The sequence below is a fragment of the Leclercia adecarboxylata genome (genome assembly GCF_035787115.1).
Lineage (GTDB): Bacteria > Pseudomonadota > Gammaproteobacteria > Enterobacterales > Enterobacteriaceae > Enterobacter > Enterobacter adecarboxylatus_E.
On the sequence record NZ_JALKTL010000007.1, the window covers coordinates 1 to 22,809 of the forward strand.

The 22,809-nt window shown below is 55.5% G+C and carries 21 protein-coding genes and 5 tRNA genes; 10 read left to right on the forward strand and 16 right to left on the reverse strand.

Annotation, left to right across the window (positions count from 1 at the left end; genetic code table 11):
• The 5 genes from MXM41_RS18795 to MXM41_RS18815 all read right to left on the reverse strand — a co-directional run.
• Window positions 1-214: GTP-binding protein (locus MXM41_RS18795; RefSeq protein WP_000031662.1), on the reverse strand; the 214-nt coding region annotated here is incomplete at its 3' end.
• 118 nt (window positions 215-332) lie between these two features.
• A tRNA-Thr gene (locus tag MXM41_RS18800) sits at window positions 333-408 on the reverse strand.
• A gap of 6 nt (window positions 409-414) precedes the next feature.
• A tRNA-Gly gene (locus MXM41_RS18805) sits at window positions 415-489 on the reverse strand.
• A gap of 117 nt (window positions 490-606) precedes the next feature.
• Window positions 607-691, reverse strand: a tRNA-Tyr gene (locus MXM41_RS18810).
• Between the two features lie 8 nt (window positions 692-699).
• Window positions 700-775, reverse strand: a tRNA-Thr gene (locus MXM41_RS18815).
• Window positions 776-1,112: 337 nt separating this feature from the next.
• Between MXM41_RS18815 and coaA the strand changes: the two genes are divergently transcribed.
• Entirely contained in the window at window positions 1,113-2,063 is a 951-nt protein-coding gene (gene coaA, locus MXM41_RS18820; protein WP_325933653.1) for a type I pantothenate kinase, read from the forward strand.
• Window positions 2,064-2,113: 50 nt separating this feature from the next.
• Here coaA and dppF read toward each other — a convergent pair whose 3' ends face one another.
• From dppF to MXM41_RS18860, 8 genes are all read right to left on the reverse strand, one after another.
• Window positions 2,114-3,127: a dipeptide ABC transporter ATP-binding subunit DppF gene (gene dppF, locus MXM41_RS18825; RefSeq protein ID WP_325933654.1), complete on the reverse strand. Its 1,014-nt coding sequence runs from the start codon at window positions 3,125-3,127 to the stop codon at window positions 2,114-2,116.
• On the reverse strand, window positions 3,124-4,107 hold the full coding sequence (gene dppD / locus MXM41_RS18830; protein ID WP_325933655.1) for a dipeptide ABC transporter ATP-binding protein: 984 nt from the start codon (window positions 4,105-4,107) through the stop codon (window positions 3,124-3,126). The genes dppF and dppD overlap by 4 nt, the downstream gene beginning before the upstream one ends.
• Before the next feature lie 10 nt (window positions 4,108-4,117).
• Complete coding sequence (gene dppC, locus MXM41_RS18835) at window positions 4,118-5,014, reverse strand: dipeptide ABC transporter permease DppC (RefSeq protein ID WP_325933656.1); 897 nt, start codon at window positions 5,012-5,014, stop codon at window positions 4,118-4,120.
• A gap of 9 nt (window positions 5,015-5,023) precedes the next feature.
• Window positions 5,024-6,043: a dipeptide ABC transporter permease DppB gene (gene dppB, locus MXM41_RS18840; protein ID WP_325933657.1), complete on the reverse strand. Its 1,020-nt coding sequence runs from the start codon at window positions 6,041-6,043 to the stop codon at window positions 5,024-5,026.
• 161 nt (window positions 6,044-6,204) lie between these two features.
• Window positions 6,205-7,812 carry a dipeptide ABC transporter periplasmic-binding protein DppA gene (gene dppA, locus MXM41_RS18845; protein WP_325933658.1) on the reverse strand — a complete coding sequence of 536 codons (1,608 nt, stop codon included), beginning with the start codon at window positions 7,810-7,812 and terminating at the stop codon, window positions 6,205-6,207.
• Window positions 7,813-8,457: 645 nt separating this feature from the next.
• A tRNA-Pro gene (locus MXM41_RS18850) sits at window positions 8,458-8,534 on the reverse strand.
• Window positions 8,535-8,625: 91 nt separating this feature from the next.
• Complete coding sequence (eptB, locus tag MXM41_RS18855; protein ID WP_325933659.1) at window positions 8,626-10,317, reverse strand: kdo(2)-lipid A phosphoethanolamine 7''-transferase; 1,692 nt, start codon at window positions 10,315-10,317, stop codon at window positions 8,626-8,628.
• A 266-nt stretch (window positions 10,318-10,583) separates the two neighbouring features.
• Window positions 10,584-11,786: an MFS transporter gene (locus MXM41_RS18860; RefSeq protein ID WP_325933660.1), complete on the reverse strand. Its 1,203-nt coding sequence runs from the start codon at window positions 11,784-11,786 to the stop codon at window positions 10,584-10,586.
• Here MXM41_RS18860 and MXM41_RS18865 point away from each other — a divergent pair.
• The gene (locus MXM41_RS18865) at window positions 11,785-11,919 is read left to right on the forward strand and encodes a hypothetical protein (RefSeq protein WP_325933661.1); all 135 of its coding nucleotides are present in this window, start codon (window positions 11,785-11,787) and stop codon (window positions 11,917-11,919) included. The genes MXM41_RS18860 and MXM41_RS18865 overlap by 2 nt on opposite strands.
• Before the next feature lie 75 nt (window positions 11,920-11,994).
• On the opposite strand, the gene MXM41_RS18870 is transcribed toward MXM41_RS18865, so the two are convergent.
• Window positions 11,995-12,699, reverse strand: coding sequence for an autotransporter domain-containing protein (locus MXM41_RS18870; RefSeq protein WP_325933662.1), 705 nt, complete (start codon window positions 12,697-12,699; stop codon window positions 11,995-11,997).
• 177 nt (window positions 12,700-12,876) lie between these two features.
• Here MXM41_RS18870 and tag point away from each other — a divergent pair, with 177 nt between their 5' ends.
• Window positions 12,877-13,461, forward strand: coding sequence for a DNA-3-methyladenine glycosylase I (tag, locus tag MXM41_RS18875; RefSeq protein WP_325933663.1), 585 nt, complete (start codon window positions 12,877-12,879; stop codon window positions 13,459-13,461).
• Entirely contained in the window at window positions 13,436-13,882 is a 447-nt protein-coding gene (locus MXM41_RS18880) for an N-acetyltransferase (protein WP_325933664.1), read from the forward strand. Before tag ends, MXM41_RS18880 begins: the two co-directional genes overlap by 26 nt.
• Here MXM41_RS18880 and MXM41_RS18885 read toward each other — a convergent pair.
• Window positions 13,845-16,172 carry a molybdopterin guanine dinucleotide-containing S/N-oxide reductase gene (locus MXM41_RS18885; RefSeq protein WP_418936800.1) on the reverse strand — a complete coding sequence of 776 codons (2,328 nt, stop codon included), beginning with the start codon at window positions 16,170-16,172 and terminating at the stop codon, window positions 13,845-13,847. The genes MXM41_RS18880 and MXM41_RS18885 overlap by 38 nt on opposite strands.
• A 168-nt stretch (window positions 16,173-16,340) precedes the next feature.
• Between MXM41_RS18885 and MXM41_RS18890 the strand changes: the two genes are divergently transcribed.
• The 6 genes from MXM41_RS18890 (at window position 16,341) to ghrB (ending at window position 22,388) form a co-directional block, all read left to right on the forward strand.
• Window positions 16,341-17,003, forward strand: a complete 663-nt coding sequence (locus tag MXM41_RS18890; RefSeq protein ID WP_325933665.1) for an OmpA family lipoprotein — start codon at window positions 16,341-16,343, stop codon at window positions 17,001-17,003.
• Between the two features lie 195 nt (window positions 17,004-17,198).
• The gene (locus tag MXM41_RS18895; protein WP_325933666.1) at window positions 17,199-18,215 is read left to right on the forward strand and encodes a LacI family DNA-binding transcriptional regulator; all 1,017 of its coding nucleotides are present in this window, start codon (window positions 17,199-17,201) and stop codon (window positions 18,213-18,215) included.
• 102 nt (window positions 18,216-18,317) lie between these two features.
• On the forward strand, window positions 18,318-19,067 hold the full coding sequence (locus MXM41_RS18900; protein ID WP_325933667.1) for a sugar phosphate isomerase/epimerase: 750 nt from the start codon (window positions 18,318-18,320) through the stop codon (window positions 19,065-19,067).
• A 4-nt stretch (window positions 19,068-19,071) separates the two neighbouring features.
• Window positions 19,072-20,010 carry a sugar kinase gene (locus MXM41_RS18905; RefSeq protein WP_325933668.1) on the forward strand — a complete coding sequence of 313 codons (939 nt, stop codon included), beginning with the start codon at window positions 19,072-19,074 and terminating at the stop codon, window positions 20,008-20,010.
• 95 nt (window positions 20,011-20,105) lie between these two features.
• Window positions 20,106-21,386: an MFS transporter gene (locus MXM41_RS18910; protein WP_103177780.1), complete on the forward strand. Its 1,281-nt coding sequence runs from the start codon at window positions 20,106-20,108 to the stop codon at window positions 21,384-21,386.
• Between the two features lie 27 nt (window positions 21,387-21,413).
• On the forward strand, window positions 21,414-22,388 hold the full coding sequence (gene ghrB, locus MXM41_RS18915) for a glyoxylate/hydroxypyruvate reductase GhrB (RefSeq protein WP_325933672.1): 975 nt from the start codon (window positions 21,414-21,416) through the stop codon (window positions 22,386-22,388).
• 55 nt (window positions 22,389-22,443) lie between these two features.
• Here the strand turns inward: ghrB and cspA are convergent, their stop codons facing one another.
• The gene (gene cspA, locus MXM41_RS18920) at window positions 22,444-22,656 is read right to left on the reverse strand and encodes an RNA chaperone/antiterminator CspA (protein ID WP_032615822.1); all 213 of its coding nucleotides are present in this window, start codon (window positions 22,654-22,656) and stop codon (window positions 22,444-22,446) included.
• Window positions 22,657-22,809: the final 153 nt, after the last annotated feature.

A 22,809-nucleotide genomic window follows, 5' to 3' on the forward strand; every position in this document is an offset into this window, starting at 1 on the left:
TGTCATATTCAACGTGAGAAGTGTTGATGGTGATACCACGAGCTTTTTCTTCTGGTGCGTTATCGATCTGGTCGAAAGCACGAGCAGCACCGCCGTAGGTTTTAGCCAGTACGGTAGTGATTGCAGCGGTCAGCGTTGTTTTACCATGGTCAACGTGGCCGATAGTACCGACGTTAACGTGCGGTTTTGTACGTTCAAACTTTTCTTTAGACATCGATTGTCCCTCTAAGACACGGATAAATCGGTGATATCACCACATCAACCAGGCGAAATGCCTGAACTGTTGAATACATTTAAATTGAAACAGAGAGAAAGGGGAGGGAGAAGTGAAGTGGTGCTGATACCCAGAGTCGAACTGGGGACCTCACCCTTACCAAGGGTGCGCTCTACCAACTGAGCCATATCAGCACGTATTGGAGCGGGCAGCGGGAATCGAACCCGCATCATCAGCTTGGAAGGCTGAGGTAATAGCCATTATACGATGCCCGCATCCTGAAACTCGGCTACCCAGTTCTTTCTGTAACAAAAAAAGAGATTTCTCTCTTTTTAAGTTCGAGCTGGTTAATTTTTTCAACCAACTCCGGCTGCGTTAACGCTGCCAGAAAGTGGTGGTGGGGGAAGGATTCGAACCTTCGAAGTCTGTGACGGCAGATTTACAGTCTGCTCCCTTTGGCCGCTCGGGAACCCCACCGGACTTGATGGTGCCGACTACCGGAATCGAACTGGTGACCTACTGATTACAAGTCAGTTGCTCTACCTACTGAGCTAAGTCGGCATCAAGTAGCGCGCATTCTATGGAGACCTGCGCAGTCATGCAACTAAAAATTTGCATAAATCGTTCTTTCGCTCACATTTTGTGCGAGAAGAGAGAATAACGCTGTATTTCCAGGCAAACACGCGCAAATATTCACCTTATACCGCTCTGAAATGGGTGCAAACCCGGTCTGTGACGATTCACGCTTAACGCAACACGGGGCCACATTTTTTCTTATTATTCGGCTCATCTGGTGTTAACCTCCTGCCCATTGTCCAAAATTAACTAATACGTGATGTGCCTTCCCCCATAGGGTAAGTCTCCGTTGTGGGGTGCAATGGCTCACACAAGCATGCTTATGAGCAAAAAAGAGCAAACGTTAATATCGCCATATCTCCACTTTAGCCGCAGCCAGTGGGCTGCTCTGCGTGCTTCCGTCCCGATGACCTTAACGGAAGGCGAAATCGCACGGCTAAAAGGGATAAACGAAGACCTGTCGCTTGAAGAAGTGGCCGAAATTTATTTGCCTCTGTCACGTTTGCTGAATTTCTATATCAGTTCTAACCTGCGTCGACAGGCGGTACTGGAGCAGTTCCTCGGGACTAACGGACAGCGCATTCCTTATATCATCAGTATTGCCGGCAGCGTGGCCGTGGGGAAAAGCACTACCGCACGCGTACTGCAGGCGCTGCTGAGCCGCTGGCCGGAACACCGTAGCGTTGAGCTGATCACCACCGACGGCTTCCTGCACCCCAACGAGGTGTTAAAAGAACGCGGCCTGATGAAGAAGAAGGGCTTCCCGCTCTCATATGATATGCATCGCCTGGTGAAATTCGTGTCGGATCTGAAATCAGGCGTGCCGAACGTCACGGCTCCGGTCTATTCGCACCTGATCTATGACCGCATCCCCGACGGGGACAAAACGGTGGTGCAGCCGGACATTCTGATCCTGGAGGGGTTAAATGTCCTGCAAAGCGGGATGGACTATCCCCATGACCCACATCATGTCTTTGTCTCCGACTTTGTCGACTTCTCTATTTATGTTGATGCACCGGAAGATTTGCTGCAAAACTGGTATATCAACCGCTTCCTGAAGTTCCGCGAAGGGGCATTCACTGACCCGGACTCCTATTTCCACAACTACGCTCAGCTCTCAAAAGAAGAAGCGGTCAACGTGGCGACCTCGCTGTGGAATGAGATTAACTACGTAAACCTGAAAGAGAACATTCTGCCGACACGCGAACGCGCCAGCCTGATCCTCACCAAGAGCGAAAAGCACGCTGTCGACCAAATCCGTTTACGAAAATAGCGTCGCGCAACCCAATAAAAAAACCGGCTTATCGCCGGTTTTTTTATCACTTACGTCTGAGGCTTTTCGCCGTTTTCGTCCTGGTCCACCGCAAAGCAGGCCACCAGCTGTCCACTGTAGTCTTTTAACTGCGGTTGTAGCTGGGTGCAGGGCCCAAAACGACGGCGGCAGCGGGCGTTGAACGCACAACCCGGCGGCGGATTGAGCGGGCTTGGCAGCTCACCGGTCAGCTTAATACGCTCCCGACGTTCATCCGGGTTCAGGCGCGGTGTCGCAGAGAGCAACGCCTGCGTATAAGGATGGCGCGGGTTATTAAAGATCTGATCCTTCGTCCCCTTCTCCACGCAGCGGCCCAGATACATCACCATGACTTCATCAGCGATGTGCTCCACCACCGACAGGTCGTGCGAGATGAAAACGTACGAAAGACCTAAATCCTGCTGCAAATCCATCATCAGGTTCAGCACCTGCGCCCGCACAGAAACGTCCAGCGCAGAGACCGGTTCATCGGCGATCACCACGTCCGGGTCGAGCATCAGGCCACGGGCGATGGCGATACGCTGGCGCTGACCGCCCGAGAACATATGCGGATAGCGATCGTAGTGTTCGGTCTTAAGCCCCACTTTCGCCATCATCGCCAGCGCCTTCTCGCGCCGCTGCTCCTTGCTCAATGCGGAGTTAATTTGCAGCGGCTCCTCCAGAATTTGTCCCACTTTTTTACGCGGGTTCAGCGAACCATAGGGGTTCTGGAACACAATCTGGATTTTCTGCCGCCGCAGCTTCTGGGCGTCAGGGTCGTGCTTGAGCAGATCCTGCCCCTGGTAATAAAGCTCGCCCCCGGTCGGCGTTTCAATCATCGTCAACAGACGTCCCAGCGTGGATTTCCCGCATCCGGATTCCCCCACCACCGCCAGCGTTTTACCGCGCTCCAGGGTAAAGGAGACGCCATCCAGCGCTTTTACCAGGCGTTCCGGGGTAAACAACCCTTTCTTCACCGGGTAGTGTTTTTTCAGATCGATAGCCTGCAACAGCGGCTGTTGCATGGTGGCCTCTTGCGTACTCATAGTGTGGGCCTCCCGGCATCATCGAGTGGGTAGTGGCATTTAGACTGACGACCGTCACTGAGCGTATAGAGATCCGGTTCATCAACGCGGCATTTGTCCGTGGCATACGGGCAACGCGGGTTCAACAGACAGCCTGTCGGGCGGTCATATTTACCCGGTACCACGCCCGGCAGTGACGCCAGACGCGCTTTATCCTGGGCGAACTCCGGCAACGCACGCAGCAGTGCCTGGGTATAAGGGTGACGCGGCGCGCGGAAAATATCGTGCGAGCTGCCGGTTTCCACTACCTGCCCGGCATACATTACGATGATTTTATGCGCCGCCTCGGCCACTAACGCCAGGTCATGGGTGATCAGGATCAGCGCCATGTTCTCTTTCTGCTGCAACTCCAGCAGCAGCTCGATGATCTGCGCCTGAATGGTCACGTCCAGCGCGGTTGTCGGTTCATCGGCAATCAGCAGTTTTGGACGACAGGCAATCGCCATGGCGATCATCACGCGCTGGCTCATCCCGCCGGAGAGCTGGTGCGGATAGACATCCAGACGCGACGCCGGATCAGGAATACCCACCTGCGTCAGCAGGTCGATCGCGCGCTGGCGACGGGTTTTCTTATTACCACCTTGATGCACCTTGATGGCTTCCATAATCTGGAAGCCCACGGTGTAGCATGGGTTGAGGCTGGTCATCGGATCCTGGAAGATCATCGCCACTTCAGCACCGACCAGATTGCGGCGCTCTTTTTCAGAAATACGCTTCAGATCCTGACCGTTAAATTCCAGGTTCTCCGCCATCACGCGGCCAGGGAAATCAATCAGCCCCATGATCGCCAGTGAACTTACCGACTTACCGGAACCGGATTCACCAACAATGCCGACCACTTCACCCTGATTTACGCTGTAGCTAACACGGTCTACGGCGCGAAACTCGGAGCCTACGTCACCGAAGTGCACCGATAATTTATCTACATTTAATAACGCCATCTCGTGCCTCTTACTGCTTCAGTTTGGGATCAAGTGCATCACGCAGACCATCACCCATCAGGTTAAATGCCAGCACCGTCAGCAGGATCGCCAGACCCGGGAAGGTCACGACCCACCAGGCGCTTTGCGCGAACTGCAACACGTCGGAGAGCATGGTGCCCCACTCCGGTGTTGGCGGCTGCGCACCCATGCCAAGGAAGCCAAGAGCGGCCATATCGAGAATGGCGTTAGAGAAACCGAGCGACGCCTGAACAATCAGCGGCGCAAGGCAGTTCGGAAGAATGTTGATGAACATCTGGCGCATCGCACCGGCACCCGCCACGCGAGACGCGGTAACGTAGTCACGGTTCACTTCCACCAGCACCGCCGCGCGGGTTAATCGCACATAGTGAGGAAGCGCAACAAACGTCAGGGCCAGCGCGGCGTTGCCGATTGACGGGCCGAAGATCGCCACCAGCACCAGCGCCAGCAGCAGGCTTGGCAGGGCCAGCATTATGTCGACGATACGCATAATCACGTTATCCACCAGACCGCCGAAATAACCGGCGATCAGGCCCAGCACCACGCCGAGGATCAGCGAAAGCACCACCACCAGACAGCCGACCAGCAGTGACAAGCGCGCACCGTACATCAGGCGGGACAGCACATCGCGACCCACATCGTCGGTACCCAGAAGGTGCGCTAATGATCCCCCTTCCTGCCAGGCCGGCGGTGCCAGCAGCACGTCGCGGAACTGCTCCGCCGGGTTATGCGGCGCAAGCACGTTCGCAAACACGGCAATCAGGATCATGATGGAAACGTACACCAGCCCGACGACCGCGCCTTTGTTGCGCTTGAAGTAGTGCCAGAACTCCTGCAGCGGCGTCATTGGCACCGGTGCAGCTTTATTTGCAGAAACTTGTGACATGATGGCCCCTTACTTCTTATGACGAATACGCGGGTTCACCACGCCGTACAGCAAATCGACCAGCAGGTTGACGAGGATAATCATCGTCGCCACCAGCAGCACACCGCCCTGCACAACCGGATAGTCACGGCGCTGCAGTGCGTCAATCAGCCAGCGACCCAGGCCCGGCCAGGAGAAGATGGTTTCGGTCAGGATTGCACCTGCCAGTAGCGTACCCACCTGCAGACCGATAACCGTGACCACCGGCAGCATGGCGTTACGCAGGGCATGGACGATGATCACGCGCATGCGGGTCAGCCCTTTGGCGCGAGCAGTACGGATATAATCCTCGCCCAGCACTTCCAGCATCGACGAGCGGGTCATACGCACGATAACCGCCAGCGGGATCGTTCCGAGCACCATTGCAGGCAGGATCATGTGCGCCAGCGCATCAATAAAGTTGCCCTCTTCACCCCAGATAGCCGTGTCGATCAGCATAAAGCCGGTCAGCGGATTAGTGTCATCGAGGAAGACCATATCGCTGACGCGTCCTGAAACAGGGGTCAGGTTTAGCTGCACCGAAACCAGCATAATCAGCATCATGCCCCACCAGAAGATAGGCATGGAGTAGCCGGTCAGCGCCAGGCCAACCGCAGTGTGATCAAAGATTGAGCCGCGTTTCACCGCAGCCAGCACGCCCACCGGAATACCAACGGCGACGGCAAAAATCATAGCGCAGACACCGAGCTCCAGCGTCGCCTGAAAACGTGGTACGAACTCTTCCCATACCGGAAGACGGCTTTTCAGCGAAATACCCAAATCACCATGCATTACACCCCAGATATAATGGAGATACTGCTGCCACATCGGCTTATCCAGCCCCAGTTCAGCCAACAGTTGTGCATGACGTTCAGGAGAAATGCCACGCTCGCCCGCCATAATCATGACCGGATCACCGGGGATCATATGGACGAAAGCGAAGGTGAGAAGGGTGATACCGATAAACGTGGGGATAACAAGTCCCAGACGTCGGAGGATGAACTGCAACATAACCCGGATTCTCTCTAATGACGCTCGCCTGATGGCGTAACGTCTGTATTGCTCACAAATGTAAATTCCCTCTCCCTTTGGGAGAGGGTTAGGGTGAGGAGATGCATGCACAGCCCTCACCCCTGCCCTCTCTTAAAAGGAGAGGGAGAACACCCTACTTATTATTCAACAGAGACGTTTTCGAAGTGGTGTTTGCCCAGTGGATCAACCACATAGCCTTTAACTTCTTTACGCACTGGTTCGTATACGGTTGAGTGAGCCACGATCAGCGCCGGAGCCTGCTCATGCATTACAACCTGAGCCTGTTTGTACAGTTCGATACGCTTGTTGTGATCTTCCGCAGCACGCGCTGGCTGAATCAGATCTTCAAACGGCTTGTAGCACCAGCGAGAGTAGTTAGAACCATCCTTCGCCGCTGCGCAGCTGAACAGGGTTGCGAAGAAGTTATCCGGATCCCCGTTGTCACCGGTCCAGCCCATCATCACAGCCTGGTGTTCGCCTGCTTTCGCACGCTTCAGGTACTCGCCCCACTCGTAGGTCACGATCTTGGCCTGAACGCCAATCTTAGCCCAGTCAGCCTGAACCATTTCCGCCATACGGCGTGCGTTCGGGTTGTATGGACGCTGAACTGGCATCGCCCACAGCTCAACGGTAAAGCCTTTATCCTGGCCTGCTTCTTTCAGCAGCGCTTTCGCTTTCTCAGGATCGTAGGTGTAGTCTTTAACGTCGTCGTTATAGCCCCACATTGTTGGTGGGATCAGGTTCTTGGCAGCAACGCCAGCGCCCTGGTAAACGGCTTTGATGATCGCTTCTTTGTTCACCGCATAGGTCAGCGCCTGACGCACTTTCACGTCATCAAACGGTTTTTTCTCGGTGTTGAAGGAGAGGTAGCCGACGTTCAGACCCGCCTGCTCCAGCAGGTTGATGTTTTTGTCCTGCTTCATACGCGCGATGTCAGCCGGGTTCGGGTACGGCATCACCTGGCATTCGTTCTTCTGCAGCTTGGCGTAACGCACAGAAGCGTCAGGCGTGATGGAGAAGACCAGACGGTCGATCTGCGGCTTGGTGCCCCAGTAACCTTCGAAGGCTTTATACAGGATGCGGGAGTCTTTCTGGTACTGCAGCATCTGGAACGGACCGGTACCGATTGGGTTCAGGTCAACTTTCTCCGGGGTGCCAGCTTTCAGCATGTTGTCCGCATACTCTTTTGACAGAATAGAGGCGAAGTCCATAGCCAGGTCAGCCAGGAATGGCGCTTCCGGACGCGTCAGCACGAACTGAACGGTGTTGTCGTCCACTTTTTTGATTTCGCTGATCAGATCCGGCAGACCCATGCCTTCGAAGTACTCATAGCTGCCGCCGGAGACTTTGTGGTACGGGTTCTGGGCATTTTTCTGACGATCGAAGGAGAACACCACGTCGTCTGCATTCAGATCGCGTGTAGGTTTGAATTCTTTGCTGTCCTGCCACTTCACGCCCTGACGCAGGTGGAAGGTGTAGGTTTTGCCGTCTTCGCTGACTTCCCACTTCTCTGCCAGACCCGGAATGACTTCCGTAGTACCGGTTTTGAATTCAACCAGGCGGTTATAGATAGGTACAGAGCTTGCGTCGTACGTTGTACCAGAGGTAAAGAGCTGTGGGTTAAAGCCTTCCGGTGAGCCTTCAGAACAGTAGACCAGGGTTTTTGCCTGTACGCTTGCTGCGACAGTCATGGCTACCAGGCTCAGGCCAAGCTTCAGCATCCCTGACTTCTTCAAGGAAATTCTCATTGTTATTCTGCTCCAATGTGATGTTTTTTGTTGTGTTACTCCGCCTGACCTTTAATTTATTTTTTACCCGGTCCGGTCGGTGCTGCCCTGAGGCGTTATAAGGGATGGAGATTCCTTTCAGAAGAGCGACTGAGTTGCAGCGCAGATCCTCCCTGAAGTGCCCCTCGTGCCCTACAATCTGTCAACAGAATGTGAAAACGTCAATACAGGTGACGGGGATTTGCGCTAAGTGTGAGAATTCGCAAACAAAGATTAAAAAAACTACCGGGGCCTATTTTCAGCAGGGAAATTTATGCTACCCGCCATGATGCAGCACAACGCTCTGCACATTCTGCTACAACCAGTGATTAACATTTATTCAATCAGGATAAATTTTCTTACGGAATGGCGATTATCTGCGCACTAAATGCCGTGAACGTTAAAACGCACAGGGGAAAATGCTGAGGTTATGTATAAGCAACGCGAAAAAAGATCATTCCATATATAAAAAAATACAATGGAATATGTCACATAATCGTTAACAGGCAGAGTGAAACAGAGGTAAGGCGTATTTTGGTCAGTTAAGTCAGATAAGCCATTCGGGGAGTTAATTTCTGCAGGTGATAAATGCAAAAAACCCCGCTCTGAGAGCGGGGTTTTCGAATGTGGTCGGCGAGAGAGGATTCGAACCTCCGACCCACTGGTCCCAAACCAGTTGCGCTACCAAGCTGCGCTACTCGCCGAATGCGGAGCGCATCTTACTGCTACGCTACGCCCCCGTCAATCCCTTATTCTGAAAAAGCCATTCGATCGGCTATAAAGTCGCCAGGCCAGTTAATTCGCGGCTTTCGCGGCACTGTCCGGGACTTTACACCAGTTGTTATTCTCGTTAATCCCGCCGTCTGGCGAGGTATAACCGAGGCAACCAAGAATGGTGTCGTACAGCTCCACATGACGACGCGCCACCTTCATATCCGCCTGCTCCTTGAGATGAGCAAACATTTTGGCTTTCTCCGGGTTCTCCAGATACTTGTCAGACATCCATACCATCATCGGTACGCGGAACTGCTCCGGCGGCGCCATCTTACGTGGCGTACCGTGCAGATGCTCTTTCTCGTTAATCGACTCACCATGATCGGCGGCGTAGAAGACAATCGCTTTCTTATCACGTACCTGGTCAATCACGCTGTCAATAAAGTGATCCACATAGGTCACCGAGTTGTCATAGGAGTTGATCAGCTGCTGTTTAGAGCAGTCTTTATCCACGCCCTTACACTCCGGCGTCCATTTCGCAAAGCTGCGCGGATAACGCTGGGTGTAGTTAAAGTGCGACCCTTTGGTATGCAGAATGATCATATGCTTACCGTCCTGGTTGCCCTGCAGCGAACGTTTCATCTCATCGATCAGCAGCATATCGTCTACGCTCTTGCCGCGGTTACGCGGCTCGGCGCCAATCTGCTCACGATAGGCAATGTTGTTAGCCATGGTGTTGCTGTAGAACCACATCTCGCTCTGCATGGCGTAGAGGTCGGAGCTAAAGCCCAGCTGGTGCAGTACCGCGAAGACATTCTGCTCTTTCAGGGTTCGCTGCGGGTTATCGCTTGCCCCGCCCTCACGCACGAACATACAGCGCAACGAAAGCTTGGTCGCGGTATCGCACGAGTAACCGCGGAAGGCGACGAGGTTTTTCTCCTGCGCCAGCTTCGGTGTGGTATCCCGCTCATAACCCAGGAGACCCATATGATCCCAGCGCGTGGTTTCACCAATAATGAAGATCATATAGGTATCATCAATATCAGCAGGCGCCTGATAGGTGAATTTCTTCGCCGGGTTCATCAGTGATTTATTGTCGGAAGATTCATCCACCTGCGCCCAGGCATATAAACCCAGCGCGGAGATCCAGTTGGAAGGCAGATAAGAGTTCGCCACCACACCGCCGTAGCTCGGCATATCCACGCCGGAAGTACGCTCAACGTTCTTCTGCTGTAAATCCAGCAGTCGGATAGGCCCCCAGACCATTAATCCCGCCAGTACGACCACCGCTGCGCTTCTGATGCGCTGCCCGGGGGTACGCAGCTGGCGCAACAGCGTATAGCGGCAACGATTGTTCCAGATAAGGAGCAGCGGCAGAATGCTGACGCACACCAGCCAGATCATAAAGTGTAAACCGACCACCTCTTTCGAGAGGTCGATGTCCGTGGTCATCACCGAGGCAATAATGCCGTAGCCGATCACCACGTTCATAAAGGTCATATAATAGCTGGCACCTGCCGAGCACAGCACCACCAGCGTGGCGAGTACGCGCCAGATACGGCGGCCAAATAGCGACAGCAAACGCAGTAAAAAGAAGGTAACCAGCACAGTGGCAACCAGTTCAACGACCGCAGCGACTCCTTTCCAGGCGGTAAAATCTTGCGCATAACCATCAAACCGACGGAAAAAAACCGCGCCATTCATAAACAGGCCGATGTACAACGCGAGCAAAAAACTGAGCTTTTGTTGCGTCATCGCTTTGATATATTTCATTAATGTAACCTGGAAAAAGATAAAGTAGAGCCGCTTCACTGTTGATTGAAAAGTGAACAGGATGATTCATTGCCTGGGAGTACGTTATAGGAAACGTCTGTAAGCGCGGTAAGTAGACCACAGGGAAAAGAAAAAGTGGCAGCAGAGAATGTGATCCCTGCAAATATTTACAAAAAAACAAGTCCGATGACATACCGGCAACCTGTTCTTTACCCTTTCCAGAGACAAAAAAGGCCGGAATATCCGGCCCTTAGGGAGAGTGCTAATCAAGCATGCGCTTGTTTGAATATTTCACGTTGCGGCTGGCGAATGGTGGTGGACAGCGCCAGGGAAAGTATCAATAAAGCGAATATTACGCAGAAGGTCACATAAAAACCGCCAAACAGCGAAGCAATCAGCGAACCGCAAATACTGCCAATCCCAAACCCTAAATAAATCACGCCGTAGTTTTTCGCCAGGTTATTTAGCCCGAAGAACTCACTCACCAGCGACGGGAAGACGGTAATGGTGCCGCCGAAGTTAAACGCGACGCAGGCAATGGCAGCGAAGAAGGTCACTTCATTGAGCGGGGCGAAAAGCAGTGCAGCCATCCCCACCAGCGAAACCACCTGGCCCAGGGTAATAACGCGGATACGGGCAATTTTATCAGACAGGATCCCCAGCACCAGACGACCAGAGAGGTTGGCGATAGAGATAATGGTTACCGCATTAGCCGCCGTAGCAGCATCCAGTTTTACCATGCCCTGGGCGATATCTTTCGCCACGCCAATCACATACAGTCCACTCATGCATGCGGTCAGGAACATCACCGCCAGCATCCAGTACTGTGGCTTACGCATCGACTGCGCCAGCGTAAAATCGTTCTCTATCACGCCGTTAACGGCTTTTACTTCCTGCTGCGGTGCATCTTTCATCAGCGTGGCGCCGAACAGAATCATCACCAGTACGATTGCGCCCCAGATCATAAAGGTCTTTTCAAGGCCGACAGTGGCCAGTAAGTGGCTGTCGATAAATTTGAAGCCCAGGCTGCCCAGGCCATAAGACCCGATCGCAAAGGCGGAGATCAGCCCTTTGCGTTCCGGGAACCATTTCACGCAGTTCGACAGGGTTAACAGATAGCCCGCGCCATCTGCCAGCCCAACCAGCACCCCGGCACTCAGCCACAGCATCATCAGATTGTTAGAATGCGCAGTCAGGAAGAAGCCGAGCCCCAGCAATATACCGGAAGCCATAGTGACGCGTTTAACGCCGAAACGTTCCTGTAATTTACCGGCGACGGACGATGAAAGCGCCAGGCCCAGGCTCAGCAAGCCAAAGGAGAAAGCCACCTGGCTCACCGGTGCATCGAGCTTATCGGAAAGGGCGCTATTAAACAGGCTCCAGGTATAGACTGAGCCCAGAGCAAACTGGGTCACGATGGTACCGATAAGGGTCAGCCACCGGGTGCGGTTGTAAGATGATGTGTTCATGGCAGTTGTCCTGCAGCAGAAAAAAGGGAAATTCACTGCTGACAACGATATCCAAAACCTTACCTTACCAGGGGTAAAACGGCATGAAATGCAGGGGGCGTGGAATGAAATGCCGAAAATCAGGAATGAATGACCTGGACCGACACGCGAACCGCACCGGAGAAGGCTCACTTCCGGTGCAGCTGCTCAGGCCGCTCATCTGCTCTTTTCAGAACCTCGCGCTGACGCCAAGGGTATAAAGATAATCTTCTCCGGTAGTCATGTTTTCGGCCTGCGACATTGAGGCGTACGCTGCCATATATGGATTGATCAGCATATCGGCCCCGACGGTGACATCCATCCAGTTACCGTATTGCGTGGACGGTGCAAGGCGACCCAGGCCGGACTGCATTTTCCACTGATTATCACCAAACTGCTGGTTATAGCTGATTTGCGCCCAGGGTCGCAGATCGCCCATTCGCGTATCGACGCGCCAGCCGAGCGTGCTCACGCTTGCATGCCAGAGCGGATCCGTCAGCGACTGGGTATTGATGCTGTCGCCAAACTCGTTATACATGTTGGGCGTGGAGCCATCATAGTGCCAGGCAGCAACCGGCCCGGTGGTAAAACGGCGGGCCACGGGAATACTCCAGCCAACGCTCATTGAGCTGGTCGCCTCTACCGGCGAAGAGTCAGGTAAATTCAGCGCTAAACCGGGCATATTCTGCGAAGAGAGGATCCGCTCTTTAAGAATGTCCTCATAACGCGGTTGGTGATCGTCGTCCCAGGTATAACGCTCCGTGGTATTACTTTTTGTATCCGAAACGATATATTCCTGTTGCCAGGCATTTGCTGTGTTGCCTGAAAGCAGACAGGCCAACAAGCTCACCAGACCTGTCACGGTATGGCGGCCACTGATTTTTTTTATCATCATCAAAGCGACTCCAGAGAAGAGCCGAATTCGGCGATTTTTGTGATTGTTTAAGAGAGGCCAGTTGCGACATGAGGGATGTTGCGTATCAGCCTGTATTAACTATTGTCTCTTTAGGTGACACGTCAAGCCGGGTCGGTTGAAATTTTTGTAATTTCAGGAGCAAAAGGGAGAGAACCGATGCAACGTTGTGGCTGGGTTAGTCAGGATCCGCTTTATATCGCCTATCACGATGAAGAGTGGGGCGTGCCAGAAACTGACGGAAAATATTTATTCGAGATGATCTGTCTTGAGGGTCAGCAGGCCGGTTTATCCTGGATCACGGTGCTTAAAAAACGGGAAAACTATCGTCAGGCCTTTCACCGGTTTGATCCGGTTCTTGTCGCCGGGATGACCTCTGCCGACGTCGACAGGCTAGTGCTGGACGCGGGCATCATTCGTCATCGCGGCAAAATCGAAGCCATTATCGGTAACGCCCGGGCTTATCTGGCGATGGAAGAGAACGGCGAGCGGTTTTCCGATTTTATCTGGTCCTTTGTCGATAACACCCCGCAGGTGACCCGGGCGGCGACGCTGGCGGAGATCCCCGCCTCAACGCCCATATCCGACGCCCTGTCGAAGGCGTTAAAAAAACGCGGCTTTAAATTTGTCGGCACCACTATCTGTTACGCCTTTATGCAGGCCTGTGGGCTGGTCAACGATCACGTCACCACCTGCCACTGTCACCCCGGAGGTCAACATGATCCGCAAATGGCTCAGCGATGACCTCGAGCCGCTGCTGGCACTCTGGCTGGAGAGCACCACCGTCGCCCATCCGTTTATCGATGCGCAATACTGGGTGGAGAGCGAAGCGGTGGTGCGCGAGGTTTACCTGCCTGCGGCCGAGACATGGGTTTGGGAAGAGGAAGGCGCGCTTCGCGGGTTTATCAGCGTGATGGAGTCCAGGTTCATCGGCGCGCTGTTTGTCGATCCGGCCTGGGCCGGACAGGGGATCGGGCACGCGCTGATAAACCACGTTCAACAGCGCTACCCCGCTTTAAGCCTCGAGGTTTACCAGAAAAACAATCGGGCGGTGAATTTCTACCATGCGCAGGGCTTTCGCATTGAAGACAGCGCCTGGCAGGAAGATACCCAACACCCGACCTGGCTTATGAGCTGGCAGGCGGATCAAATGCCGTCAGCGTAAGCGTCGGTCCCTGATACTTTTCCAGCCACGCCAGCGCGGTATTCCCCGCGCAGCCATTCCCCAGCTTCGAGCTGGGGAGATCTTTGGTCAGCACGTTGACCGCCCCGTTCTTACAAATCCCGTCGTTATCAGCATCCAGATCCGGCCATGCCCCCTGATGAATGCAGATCACTCCCGGCTTAATGCCTTCGCTGACCACCGCGCCTGCCAGCACCTGACCGCGAGGGTTCCAGACGCGTACCACGTCGCCATCGACAATGCCGCGCGCTTTTGCGTCATCCGGGTGCAGCGTCACCGGCTCGCGTCCGGCCACCGCGTACTGCTCGCGCAGGGAGGAGTAGTTCAGCTGGCTGTGCAGACGGTGCGCCGGGTGAGCGGAGAGGATTTGTAACTGCCCCGGTTCGGCATTGCCATGCCACTCATCCGGCTCCAGCCACATCGGGTGAGGCGGACAGTCGGCATACTGGAAGCTGGCAATGCGCTCTGAGTAGATCACAATTTTGCCGCTCTCGGTTTTGAGCGGATGGTTCTCGGGATCGCGACGGAAATCGGCGAAGCGCACGAACCTGGCGTTGTCTTCGGATTCCGGCATTTCGACGATGGCATTGGCCTCCCAGAACTCAGCAAAGGGTGCTAAGGTCACCCCCTGTGCCGCGCCGCGCTGCCCGGCAATCTCATAAAACGTCTCCAGCCACTCCAGATCGGTTTTGCCTTCGGTAAAGCGCTCGCCGCCCCCCTGTTCCCAGCGCTCGCTCAGCTCCGCGAACACATCCAGATCGTCACGCGCCTCATCGCGCGGCGCCACCACCCGCTTCATCGGCACCATATGCTGGTTGCTGTAGTCGCCGGTCATGGTCATGTCGTTACGTTCAAATGAGGTGGTGGCCGGCAGCACAATATCGGCGTGCTTCGCCGCCGCCGTCCAGAAACACTCCGAAATCACCACCAGCTCCGGCTTTTGCCAGGCGCGGATCAGGCGGTTGGTGTCCTGATGATGGGTGAAGTTGGCGCCGCCTGCCCACCAGACAAAGCGAATATCCGGGAAGTGGCGATCCAGACCGTTGTGCTGATAAAAACCGCCGGGATTTTCCAGCGCTTCCACAATACGGGCGACCGGGATTTTATCCACCGCGTCGGTACCGCCCTTGACCGAGCCCTGCATCGAGGCCAGCACTGCAGCACGACGCGTCGGGTTACCACCGTTGGCAAAGTGATACGACAGCCCAAAACCGCCGCCCGGAGTACCGATCTGGCCGAGCATCGCCGCGAGCGTGACCAGCATCCAGTGTTTTTGCTCGCCAAACTGCTGGCGCTGCATGCCCCAGCCGGACATCAACATGGTGGTGTTATGGTGGAATAATGCCGCCAGTTCACGAATTTTAGCCGCCGAAACGCCGCAAATGTCGGCGGCCCATTCCGCGGTTTTGACGATACCGTCTGTTATCCCCAGAAGATAGTCGGCGAACGCCTCATAACCGGAGGTACAGCGCGCCAGAAATGCTTCATCCTGCCAGCCGTTTTCCACCAGCGTATGCGCGATGCCAAGCATCATCGCCACATCGGTACCCATGTGCGGAGCGATCCACTCGGCGCTGTCGCCAAAGAAATCCATGGTTTCGGAGCGCATCGGATCGATGCAGATCAGGCGCTTGCCGCTTTTACGCAGCGCGTCGAAATAGGAAATGCCCTGCTCGTCGCTGGCATTCCACGCAATCTTAAGGGTGTTGAGCGGGTTAGCGCTCCACAGCACCACTACCTCGCTGTGCTCCAGCACCAGCGGCCAGCTGGTCTGCTGCTGATACACTTCGTTGCCGCCCACCACATAGGGCATGATGGCCTGCGCCGCGCCGGTTGAGTAATCCCCCAGATGGCCGGTGTAGCCGCCCGCCAGGCTCATATAACGCTGAAGCAGAGTGGCGGCTTTATGCAGCACGCCATTGGAACGCCAGCCGTACGAACCGGCGAAAATGGACGATGGACCATAACTCTGACGAATACGTTTATGCTGCGCATCGATAAGCGTTAACGCTTCATCCCAGCTGACGCGCACAAACTCATCCTGCCCGCGTACCCCCTGTGGGTTGTCCGGCGAGGCGAGAAATCCCTTACGCACCATCGGCCAGCGCACGCGCGTTTTGCTGTGCACCTGATCGCGTACAACGGTCTGCAGGGAGTTGGGGTGCTGTGTAGGCAAAGCGCCGCGGGATGACAGCACGCTATCGCCGTCGGTCTCTACCAGCATGGGCCCCCAGTGGGCTGCAGTCAGAATGGTTTTTGTTGATGTGGTCACAGCATGTGCTCCTGGATTGCCGGTTGCAGGTTTTCTCAGCCTTCATTGAGGCTGTTTATGATTAGACACAAATTTAAGAGTTATCCCCGGAATTTTCTCCGTAACTGCACGTCATAATCAACCGCCACGCCCGTCGTGGCAAAGAATAAAAAAGCTTAAGGAAAGAAGATGAAAAAAAGCGCACTTATGATTGCCGCCGTGGTTAGCGGCGCACTGGTTGTTTCAGGCTGTACAACGAACCCCTACACCGGCGAACGCGAAGCGGGTAAATCAGGTATTGGCGCGGGCATCGGCTCACTGGTAGGCGCCGGTGTTGGCGCACTCTCCTCCTCGAAAAAAGATCGCGGTAAAGGGGCACTCATCGGTGCAGCGGCAGGCGCAGCACTGGGCGGCGGCGTCGGTTATTACATGGACGTGCAGGAAGCCAAGCTGCGCGACAAAATGCAGGGTACCGGCGTGAGCGTGACCCGCAGCGGCGATAACATCATCCTGAACATGCCAAACAATGTCACCTTCGACAGCAACAGCTCAACGCTGAAACCGGCGGGCGCCAACACCCTGACCGGGGTGGCTATGGTGCTGAAAGAGTATGAAAAAACCGCGGTAAACGTGCTGGGCTATACCGACAGCACCGGCAGCCAGGATCTGAACATGCGTCTCTCCCAGCAGCGTGCTGACGCGGTGGCCAGCGCGCTGATCACCCAGGGCGTGGCGGTGAACCGCATTCGCACCAGCGGCATGGGTCCGGCAAATCCAATCGCCAGCAACAGCACGGCAGAAGGCAAAGCGCAGAACCGCCGCGTTGAGATCACCTTAAGCCCAATTCAGTAGGTAAAAGCAAAACGGCAACCCGGTTGCCGTTTTTAGTGTTTGCCCCCTCTCCCTGTGAGAGAGGGCCGGAGTGAGGGCATCAGGCCGCCCCCCCTCCAGCGCAGGCCGGATGAGCGAAGCGCCATCCGGCATCAAGCGCTTGCCATCGTTGATTTTCACGCTAAGGTGTTCTCACCCAAGGTAAGGAAATCAGCGATGAGCAAATCTACACGGCCCACCATCAGCGATGTGGCAAAAGCCGCAAAAACCGGTAAAACCAGCATTTCCCGTTATCTCAATGGCGAGAAACACCTGCTGTCCGACGCGCTGCTGGCCCGCATTGAACAGGCCGTCGCCGAACTCGACTATCGTCCGAGCCTGATGGCCCGGGGCCTTAAACGTGGCCGGACCCGCCTGATCGGGCTCATTATCGCTGATATCACCAACCCCTACTCCGTTAACGTCCTCAGCGGCATCGAAGCCGCCTGCCGGGAAAAAGGATTCACCCCGCTGGTGTGTAACACCAACAACGAAGTCGACCAGGAGCTGCACTACCTCGATCTGCTGCGCAGCTATCAGGTGGAGGGCATCGTTGTTAACGCCGTGGGCATGCGCGAAGAGGGGCTAAACCGCCTGCAACAGTCGGCCCTGCCCATGGTGCTGATTGACCGCAAAATCCCGGATTTCGCCTGCGACGTGGTGGGGCTGGATAATACCCAGGCCGCCACCACCGCCACCGAACACCTGATAGACCAGGGCTTTGAAGCGATCCTCTTTCTGAGCGAACCGCTGGGCATGGTCAATACCCGCCGCGAGCGCCTGAACGCGTTTCGCGCCACCCTCTCCCGCTATGCTGGCGTGGTTGCTGAAAATATCGAAATTCCCCTGCACGAAGCCGAACAGCTGGATAATGCCCTGCGCCAGTTCCATACCCGGCATCGCGGCATGCGCAAGGCGGTCATCTCCGCTAACGGCGCGTTAACGCTGCAGGTCGCCCGATCGCTCAAGCGCATTGGCCTGCACTGGGGCAGCGATATCGGCCTGCTGGGCTTTGACGAGCTGGAGTGGGCGGAGCTGGCCGGCGTCGGTATTACCACCCTCAAACAGCCCACCTGGCAGATTGGCTTCGCCGCTGTCGAGCAGGTTGTCCGCCGTATCAACGGCGCCGATGAGGCCGTGCGCGAGCAGGTTTTCTCCGGCGAGCTGATCGTCCGCGGCTCCACGGCACGTTAACTCCCCTTCGTGATGGCGATCATAAATCCGGCATCATGACCTTTTCTTTGGAACCGGTTCCATCTAGCGTAAAGAGTATCAGCTACGTGATGGAGTCCGCCGATGGGCAGAAAAATTATTGTCGTCACCGCCGCGTACGGCGCTGACAAGGTACGGGAAGCCGGTGGTCAGCGCGCCTTACTGCCGGTGATAGCCGGTGCAGGCGCCGATGGCGTCGAGATCCGTCGTGAGTTATTCAGCGATGCCGAACTGGCAACCTTACCCATGCTTGCCGAGTCCATTGAACTGCTCGGCCTGCTGGCTTGCTATTCCGCGCCCGATGCTCTCTTTACCCCGGATGGCGTTCTCAACCCGATGCTGCCCCGCTATTTTGCCGAAGCCGCGACGCTTAACGCCCTGTGGCTGAAGGTCTCCCTCGGCCACTTCAACGATAAGCAGCAGCTCGATGCGCTGCGTGCCCTGCTCGATGAAACGGGCATGACGCTGGTGGTGGAAAACGACCAGACACAGTGCGGTCAGCTGGCGCCGATGCAGCGTTTTAAAGCGGCCTGCCGGGTGATGAGTCTGCCGGTCACGCTGACGTTTGATATGGGCAACTGGCTGTGGGTAGGCGAATCACCGGAGGAAGCGGCAAAGCATCTGGCCCCTGCGGTGAGCTATATCCACGTCAAAGCCGCTATCCCCCATAAACAGCACTATCGCGCTGTGCCGCCGGACACCGACAGCATCCGCTGGCAGGCGCTGCTGGAGCAGCTGCCTGCGGACGTCCCTCGCGGGATCGAATTTCCGCTTGAAGGGCCAGACCTGACGGCTGTCACCCGTCACTACGTCAATTTACTGCGCGAGGAGTAACGCGATGCCGGACGCTCTGGATGTCATCACCATTGGTGAAGCCATGGCCATGTTTGTGGCCACGAACCCTGGCGACTTAAGCGAAGTCGATCAATTTATGAAGCGCGTTGCGGGTGCGGAACTGAACGTTGCCACCGGGCTGGCGCGCCTTGGCCTGAAGGTGGGCTGGGTGAGCCGCGTAGGCAATGACAGCTTTGGCCAGTTTGTGCTCGACACCCTGAAAAAAGAGGGGATCGACACCGCAGGCGTAACCCTGGACGGGCGTTATCCCACCGGTTTTCAGCTGAAATCGAAAGTTACCGATGGAACCGATCCCATTGTGGAGTATTTCCGTAAAGGCTCGGCGGCCAGCCATCTCTCCGTAGAAGATTTCAATCCGGTCTGGTTTACCGCGGCACGACATCTGCACCTGAGCGGCGTGGCGGCGGCATTGTCTGCCAGCTCTTACGCGCTGCTCGATCACGCCGCAGGGGCAATGAAAGCCGCGGGTAAAACCATCTCGTTCGATCCCAACCTGCGCCCGGTGCTGTGGAAGAGCGAAGCAGAGATGGTAGAGAAGCTGAACCACCTCGCCTTCCAGGCCGACTGGGTGTTACCCGGGCTGAAAGAGGGCGTCATCCTGACCGGAGAAAACACCCCGGAGGGGATCGCCGATTTTTACCTGAACAAGGGGGTGAAAGCCGTGATCCTGAAAACGGGCAGTGACGGTGCCTGGTATAAAACCGCCGACGGCGAGCAGGGTGCCGTGGCGGCGGTGAAGGTTGAGAACGTCGTCGATACCGTCGGCGCGGGAGACGGCTTTGCCGTGGGTGTGGTCAGCGCCCTGCTGGAAGGCAAAACGCTGCATCAGGCCGTCACGCGCGGCAATGTTATTGGTTCGCTGGCGATCCAGGTTCAGGGCGACAGCGAAGGATTACCCACCCGGGCGCAGCTGGACGCATAAATTCCCTCTCCCCACGGGGAGAGTGGGCTAACGATTAAGCCACCCTGTACCCTACAGACAGCGGCGGTCATTTCCTCAACCACAGAGGCAAGCCTATGAACAATGCAACAAACGCAGTAAAACGCTGGTGGTACATCATGCCGGTCGTGTTTATCACCTACAGCCTGGCGTACCTTGATCGTGCCAACTTTAGCTTCGCGTCTGCCGCAGGCATTACGGAAGATCTGGGGATCACCAAAGGCGTCTCCTCGCTGCTGGGCGCCCTCTTCTTCCTTGGTTACTTCTTTTTCCAGATCCCTGGCGCCATCTATGCCGAACGCCGCAGCGTCCGCAAGCTGATCTTCATCTGCCTGATCCTCTGGGGTGCCTGTGCCTCCCTGACCGGCGTGGTGAATAACATCCCGGCGCTGGCGGCCATTCGCTTTATCCTTGGCGTGGTGGAAGCGGCAGTCATGCCCGCAATGCTGATCTACATCAGCAACTGGTTCACCAAATCCGAACGCTCGCGCGCCAATACCTTCCTTATTCTCGGCAACCCGGTCACCGTGCTGTGGATGTCGGTGGTCTCCGGATATCTGATCCAGTCTTTCGGCTGGCGGGAGATGTTCATTATTGAAGGTGTACCGGCCATTATCTGGGCCTTCTGCTGGTGGGTGCTGGTAAAAGACAAACCGGCGCAGGCCAAATGGCTGTCGGAAGATGAAAAAGCCGCTCTGCAGGCGCAGCTGGATAAAGAGCAGCAGGGGCTGAAAGCGGTGCGTAACTATGGCGAAGCCTTCCGTTCCCGCAATGTAGTGCTGCTGTGCATGCAGTACTTCACCTGGAGCATCGGGGTTTACGGTTTCGTTCTGTGGCTGCCGTCCATCATCCGTAGCGCGGGCGATAACCTCGGCATGGTCGAGGTTGGCTGGCTGTCTTCCGTACCTTACCTGGCGGCTACCATCGCCATGATCGTGGTCTCCTGGGCGTCGGATAAACTGCAAAACCGCAAGCTGTTCGTCTGGCCGCTGTTGCTGATTGCTGCCTGCGCCTTTATTGGTTCGTGGGCGGTGGGCGCAAACCACTTCTGGGTTTCTTACACCTTGCTGGTGATCGCCGGTGCTGCCATGTACGCCCCTTATGGCCCATTCTTTGCCATCATCCCGGAAATGCTGCCGCGTAACGTGGCGGGTGGCGCGATGGCACTGATCAACAGCATGGGTGCGCTGGGCTCATTCTTTGGTTCATGGTTCGTGGGCTATCTGAACGGGGTGACCGGCGGCCCGTCGGCTTCGTACATCTTTATGGGGGTGGCGCTTTTTGCCTCAGTGTGGCTTACTTTAATTGTTAAGCCTGCTAATAATCAAAACATTCCCGTCGGCGCACGCCACGCCTGAACCCTTTTAAAATCAACGGAGATTAGCATGAAGCCGTCCGTCATTTTGTATAAAGCCCTGCCTGATGCCCTGCAGCAGCGCCTTGAAGATCATTTTACCGTTACCCGGGTTAACAACCTGAGCCCGGAGACGGTACAGCAGCATGCTGAGGCGTTTGCCGGCGCCGTCGGGCTGCTGGGCTCCAGCGAAAAAGTGGATGCCGCGCTGCTGGAGAAAATGCCCGCGCTGCGTGCAACCTCGACCATTTCGGTGGGCTATGACAACTTCGACGTCGATGCGCTGAATGCCCGCAACGTTCTGCTAATGCACACTCCAACCGTGCTCACCGAAACCGTCGCGGATACGCTGATGGCACTGGTGCTCAGCAGCGCGCGTCGCGTGGTGGAAGTGGCCGAACGCGTCAAAGCCGGGGAATGGACCAAAAGTATCGGCCCGGACTGGTTTGGCGTTGACGTACATGGCAAAACGCTGGGCATTGTCGGGATGGGCCGCATCGGCCTGGCACTGGCCCAGCGCGCCCATTTCGGTTTCAACATGCCGATCCTGTATAACGCGCGCCGCCAGCATAAAGAAGCCGAGGATCGCTTTAATGCCCGCCACTGTGACCTGGATACGCTATTGCAGGAAGCGGACTTTGTCTGCCTGATCCTGCCCCTGACCGATGAAACGCATCACATGATCGGTAAGGCGCAGTTTGAGAAGATGAAGAAATCCGCCATCTTTATTAATGCCGGACGCGGTCCGGTGGTGGATGAGCAGGCGCTGATTGCGGCGTTAAAAAACGGCGAGATCCACGCGGCGGGGCTGGACGTGTTCGAGCAGGAGCCGCTGCCGACCAGTTCAGAACTGCTGACGATGCCCAACGTGGTGGCGCTGCCGCACATTGGCTCTGCCACGCACGAAACGCGCTACAACATGGCGGCCTGTGCGGTGGACAACCTGATCGACGCACTACAGGGCAAGGTGGATAAAAACTGCGTCAATCCGCAGGCCAAACCTTAAACGAAAAAAACCCGCCAGAGGCGGGTTTTTGAATTCTTATTGCTGAGCTGGAAGCTTACAGGCTTACAACGTTACCAGCTGCTGGGCCTTTAGCGCCGCTTTCGATGGTGAAGGAAACTTTCTGACCTTCGTCCAGAGATTTGTAGCCATCGTTCTGGATAGCAGAGAAGTGTACGAACACGTCTTTAGAGCCATCGTCAGGAGTGATGAAGCCGAAACCTTTATCAGCGTTGAACCATTTTACCAGACCAGTCATTTTACCAGACATAGATATTACCTTTTAAAAATTTGTTTTGCCTTCCGGCGCGATGATGGAATGTGTTACAGATTTTTAAGCGATGAAGGAAGGGTCACTACGAAGGGTATCTAAGATAACGCATCTGGACTGCTTTACTAAACTGCTTTAGGTCTGTGTAACAAA

Bases quoted from the DNA above. Each gene is read 5' to 3' on its own strand.
- dppB (WP_325933657.1), bottom strand. From the start codon at position 6,043: ATGTTGCAGTTCATCCTCCGACGTCTGGGACTTGTTATCCCCACGTTT.
- MXM41_RS18880 (WP_325933664.1), top strand. From the start codon at position 13,436: ATGATCCGCAAATGGCTCAGCGATGACCTCGAGCCGCTGCTGGCACTC.
- dppD (WP_325933655.1), bottom strand. From the start codon at position 4,107: ATGGCGTTATTAAATGTAGATAAATTATCGGTGCACTTCGGTGACGTA.
- eptB (WP_325933659.1), bottom strand. From the start codon at position 10,317: ATGAAATATATCAAAGCGATGACGCAACAAAAGCTCAGTTTTTTGCTC.
- cspA (WP_032615822.1), bottom strand. From the start codon at position 22,656: ATGTCTGGTAAAATGACTGGTCTGGTAAAATGGTTCAACGCTGATAAA.
- dppA (WP_325933658.1), bottom strand. From the start codon at position 7,812: ATGAGAATTTCCTTGAAGAAGTCAGGGATGCTGAAGCTTGGCCTGAGC.
- tag (WP_325933663.1), top strand. From the start codon at position 12,877: ATGCAACGTTGTGGCTGGGTTAGTCAGGATCCGCTTTATATCGCCTAT.
- MXM41_RS18905 (WP_325933668.1), top strand. From the start codon at position 19,072: ATGCCGGACGCTCTGGATGTCATCACCATTGGTGAAGCCATGGCCATG.
- MXM41_RS18895 (WP_325933666.1), top strand. From the start codon at position 17,199: ATGAGCAAATCTACACGGCCCACCATCAGCGATGTGGCAAAAGCCGCA.
- MXM41_RS18870 (WP_325933662.1), bottom strand. From the start codon at position 12,699: ATGATGATAAAAAAAATCAGTGGCCGCCATACCGTGACAGGTCTGGTG.
- MXM41_RS18860 (WP_325933660.1), bottom strand. From the start codon at position 11,786: ATGAACACATCATCTTACAACCGCACCCGGTGGCTGACCCTTATCGGT.
- coaA (WP_325933653.1), top strand. From the start codon at position 1,113: ATGAGCAAAAAAGAGCAAACGTTAATATCGCCATATCTCCACTTTAGC.
- MXM41_RS18910 (WP_103177780.1), top strand. From the start codon at position 20,106: ATGAACAATGCAACAAACGCAGTAAAACGCTGGTGGTACATCATGCCG.
- MXM41_RS18890 (WP_325933665.1), top strand. From the start codon at position 16,341: ATGAAAAAAAGCGCACTTATGATTGCCGCCGTGGTTAGCGGCGCACTG.
- MXM41_RS18900 (WP_325933667.1), top strand. From the start codon at position 18,318: ATGGGCAGAAAAATTATTGTCGTCACCGCCGCGTACGGCGCTGACAAG.
- dppC (WP_325933656.1), bottom strand. From the start codon at position 5,014: ATGTCACAAGTTTCTGCAAATAAAGCTGCACCGGTGCCAATGACGCCG.
- dppF (WP_325933654.1), bottom strand. From the start codon at position 3,127: ATGAGTACGCAAGAGGCCACCATGCAACAGCCGCTGTTGCAGGCTATC.
- MXM41_RS18865 (WP_325933661.1), top strand. From the start codon at position 11,785: ATGGCAGTTGTCCTGCAGCAGAAAAAAGGGAAATTCACTGCTGACAAC.
- ghrB (WP_325933672.1), top strand. From the start codon at position 21,414: ATGAAGCCGTCCGTCATTTTGTATAAAGCCCTGCCTGATGCCCTGCAG.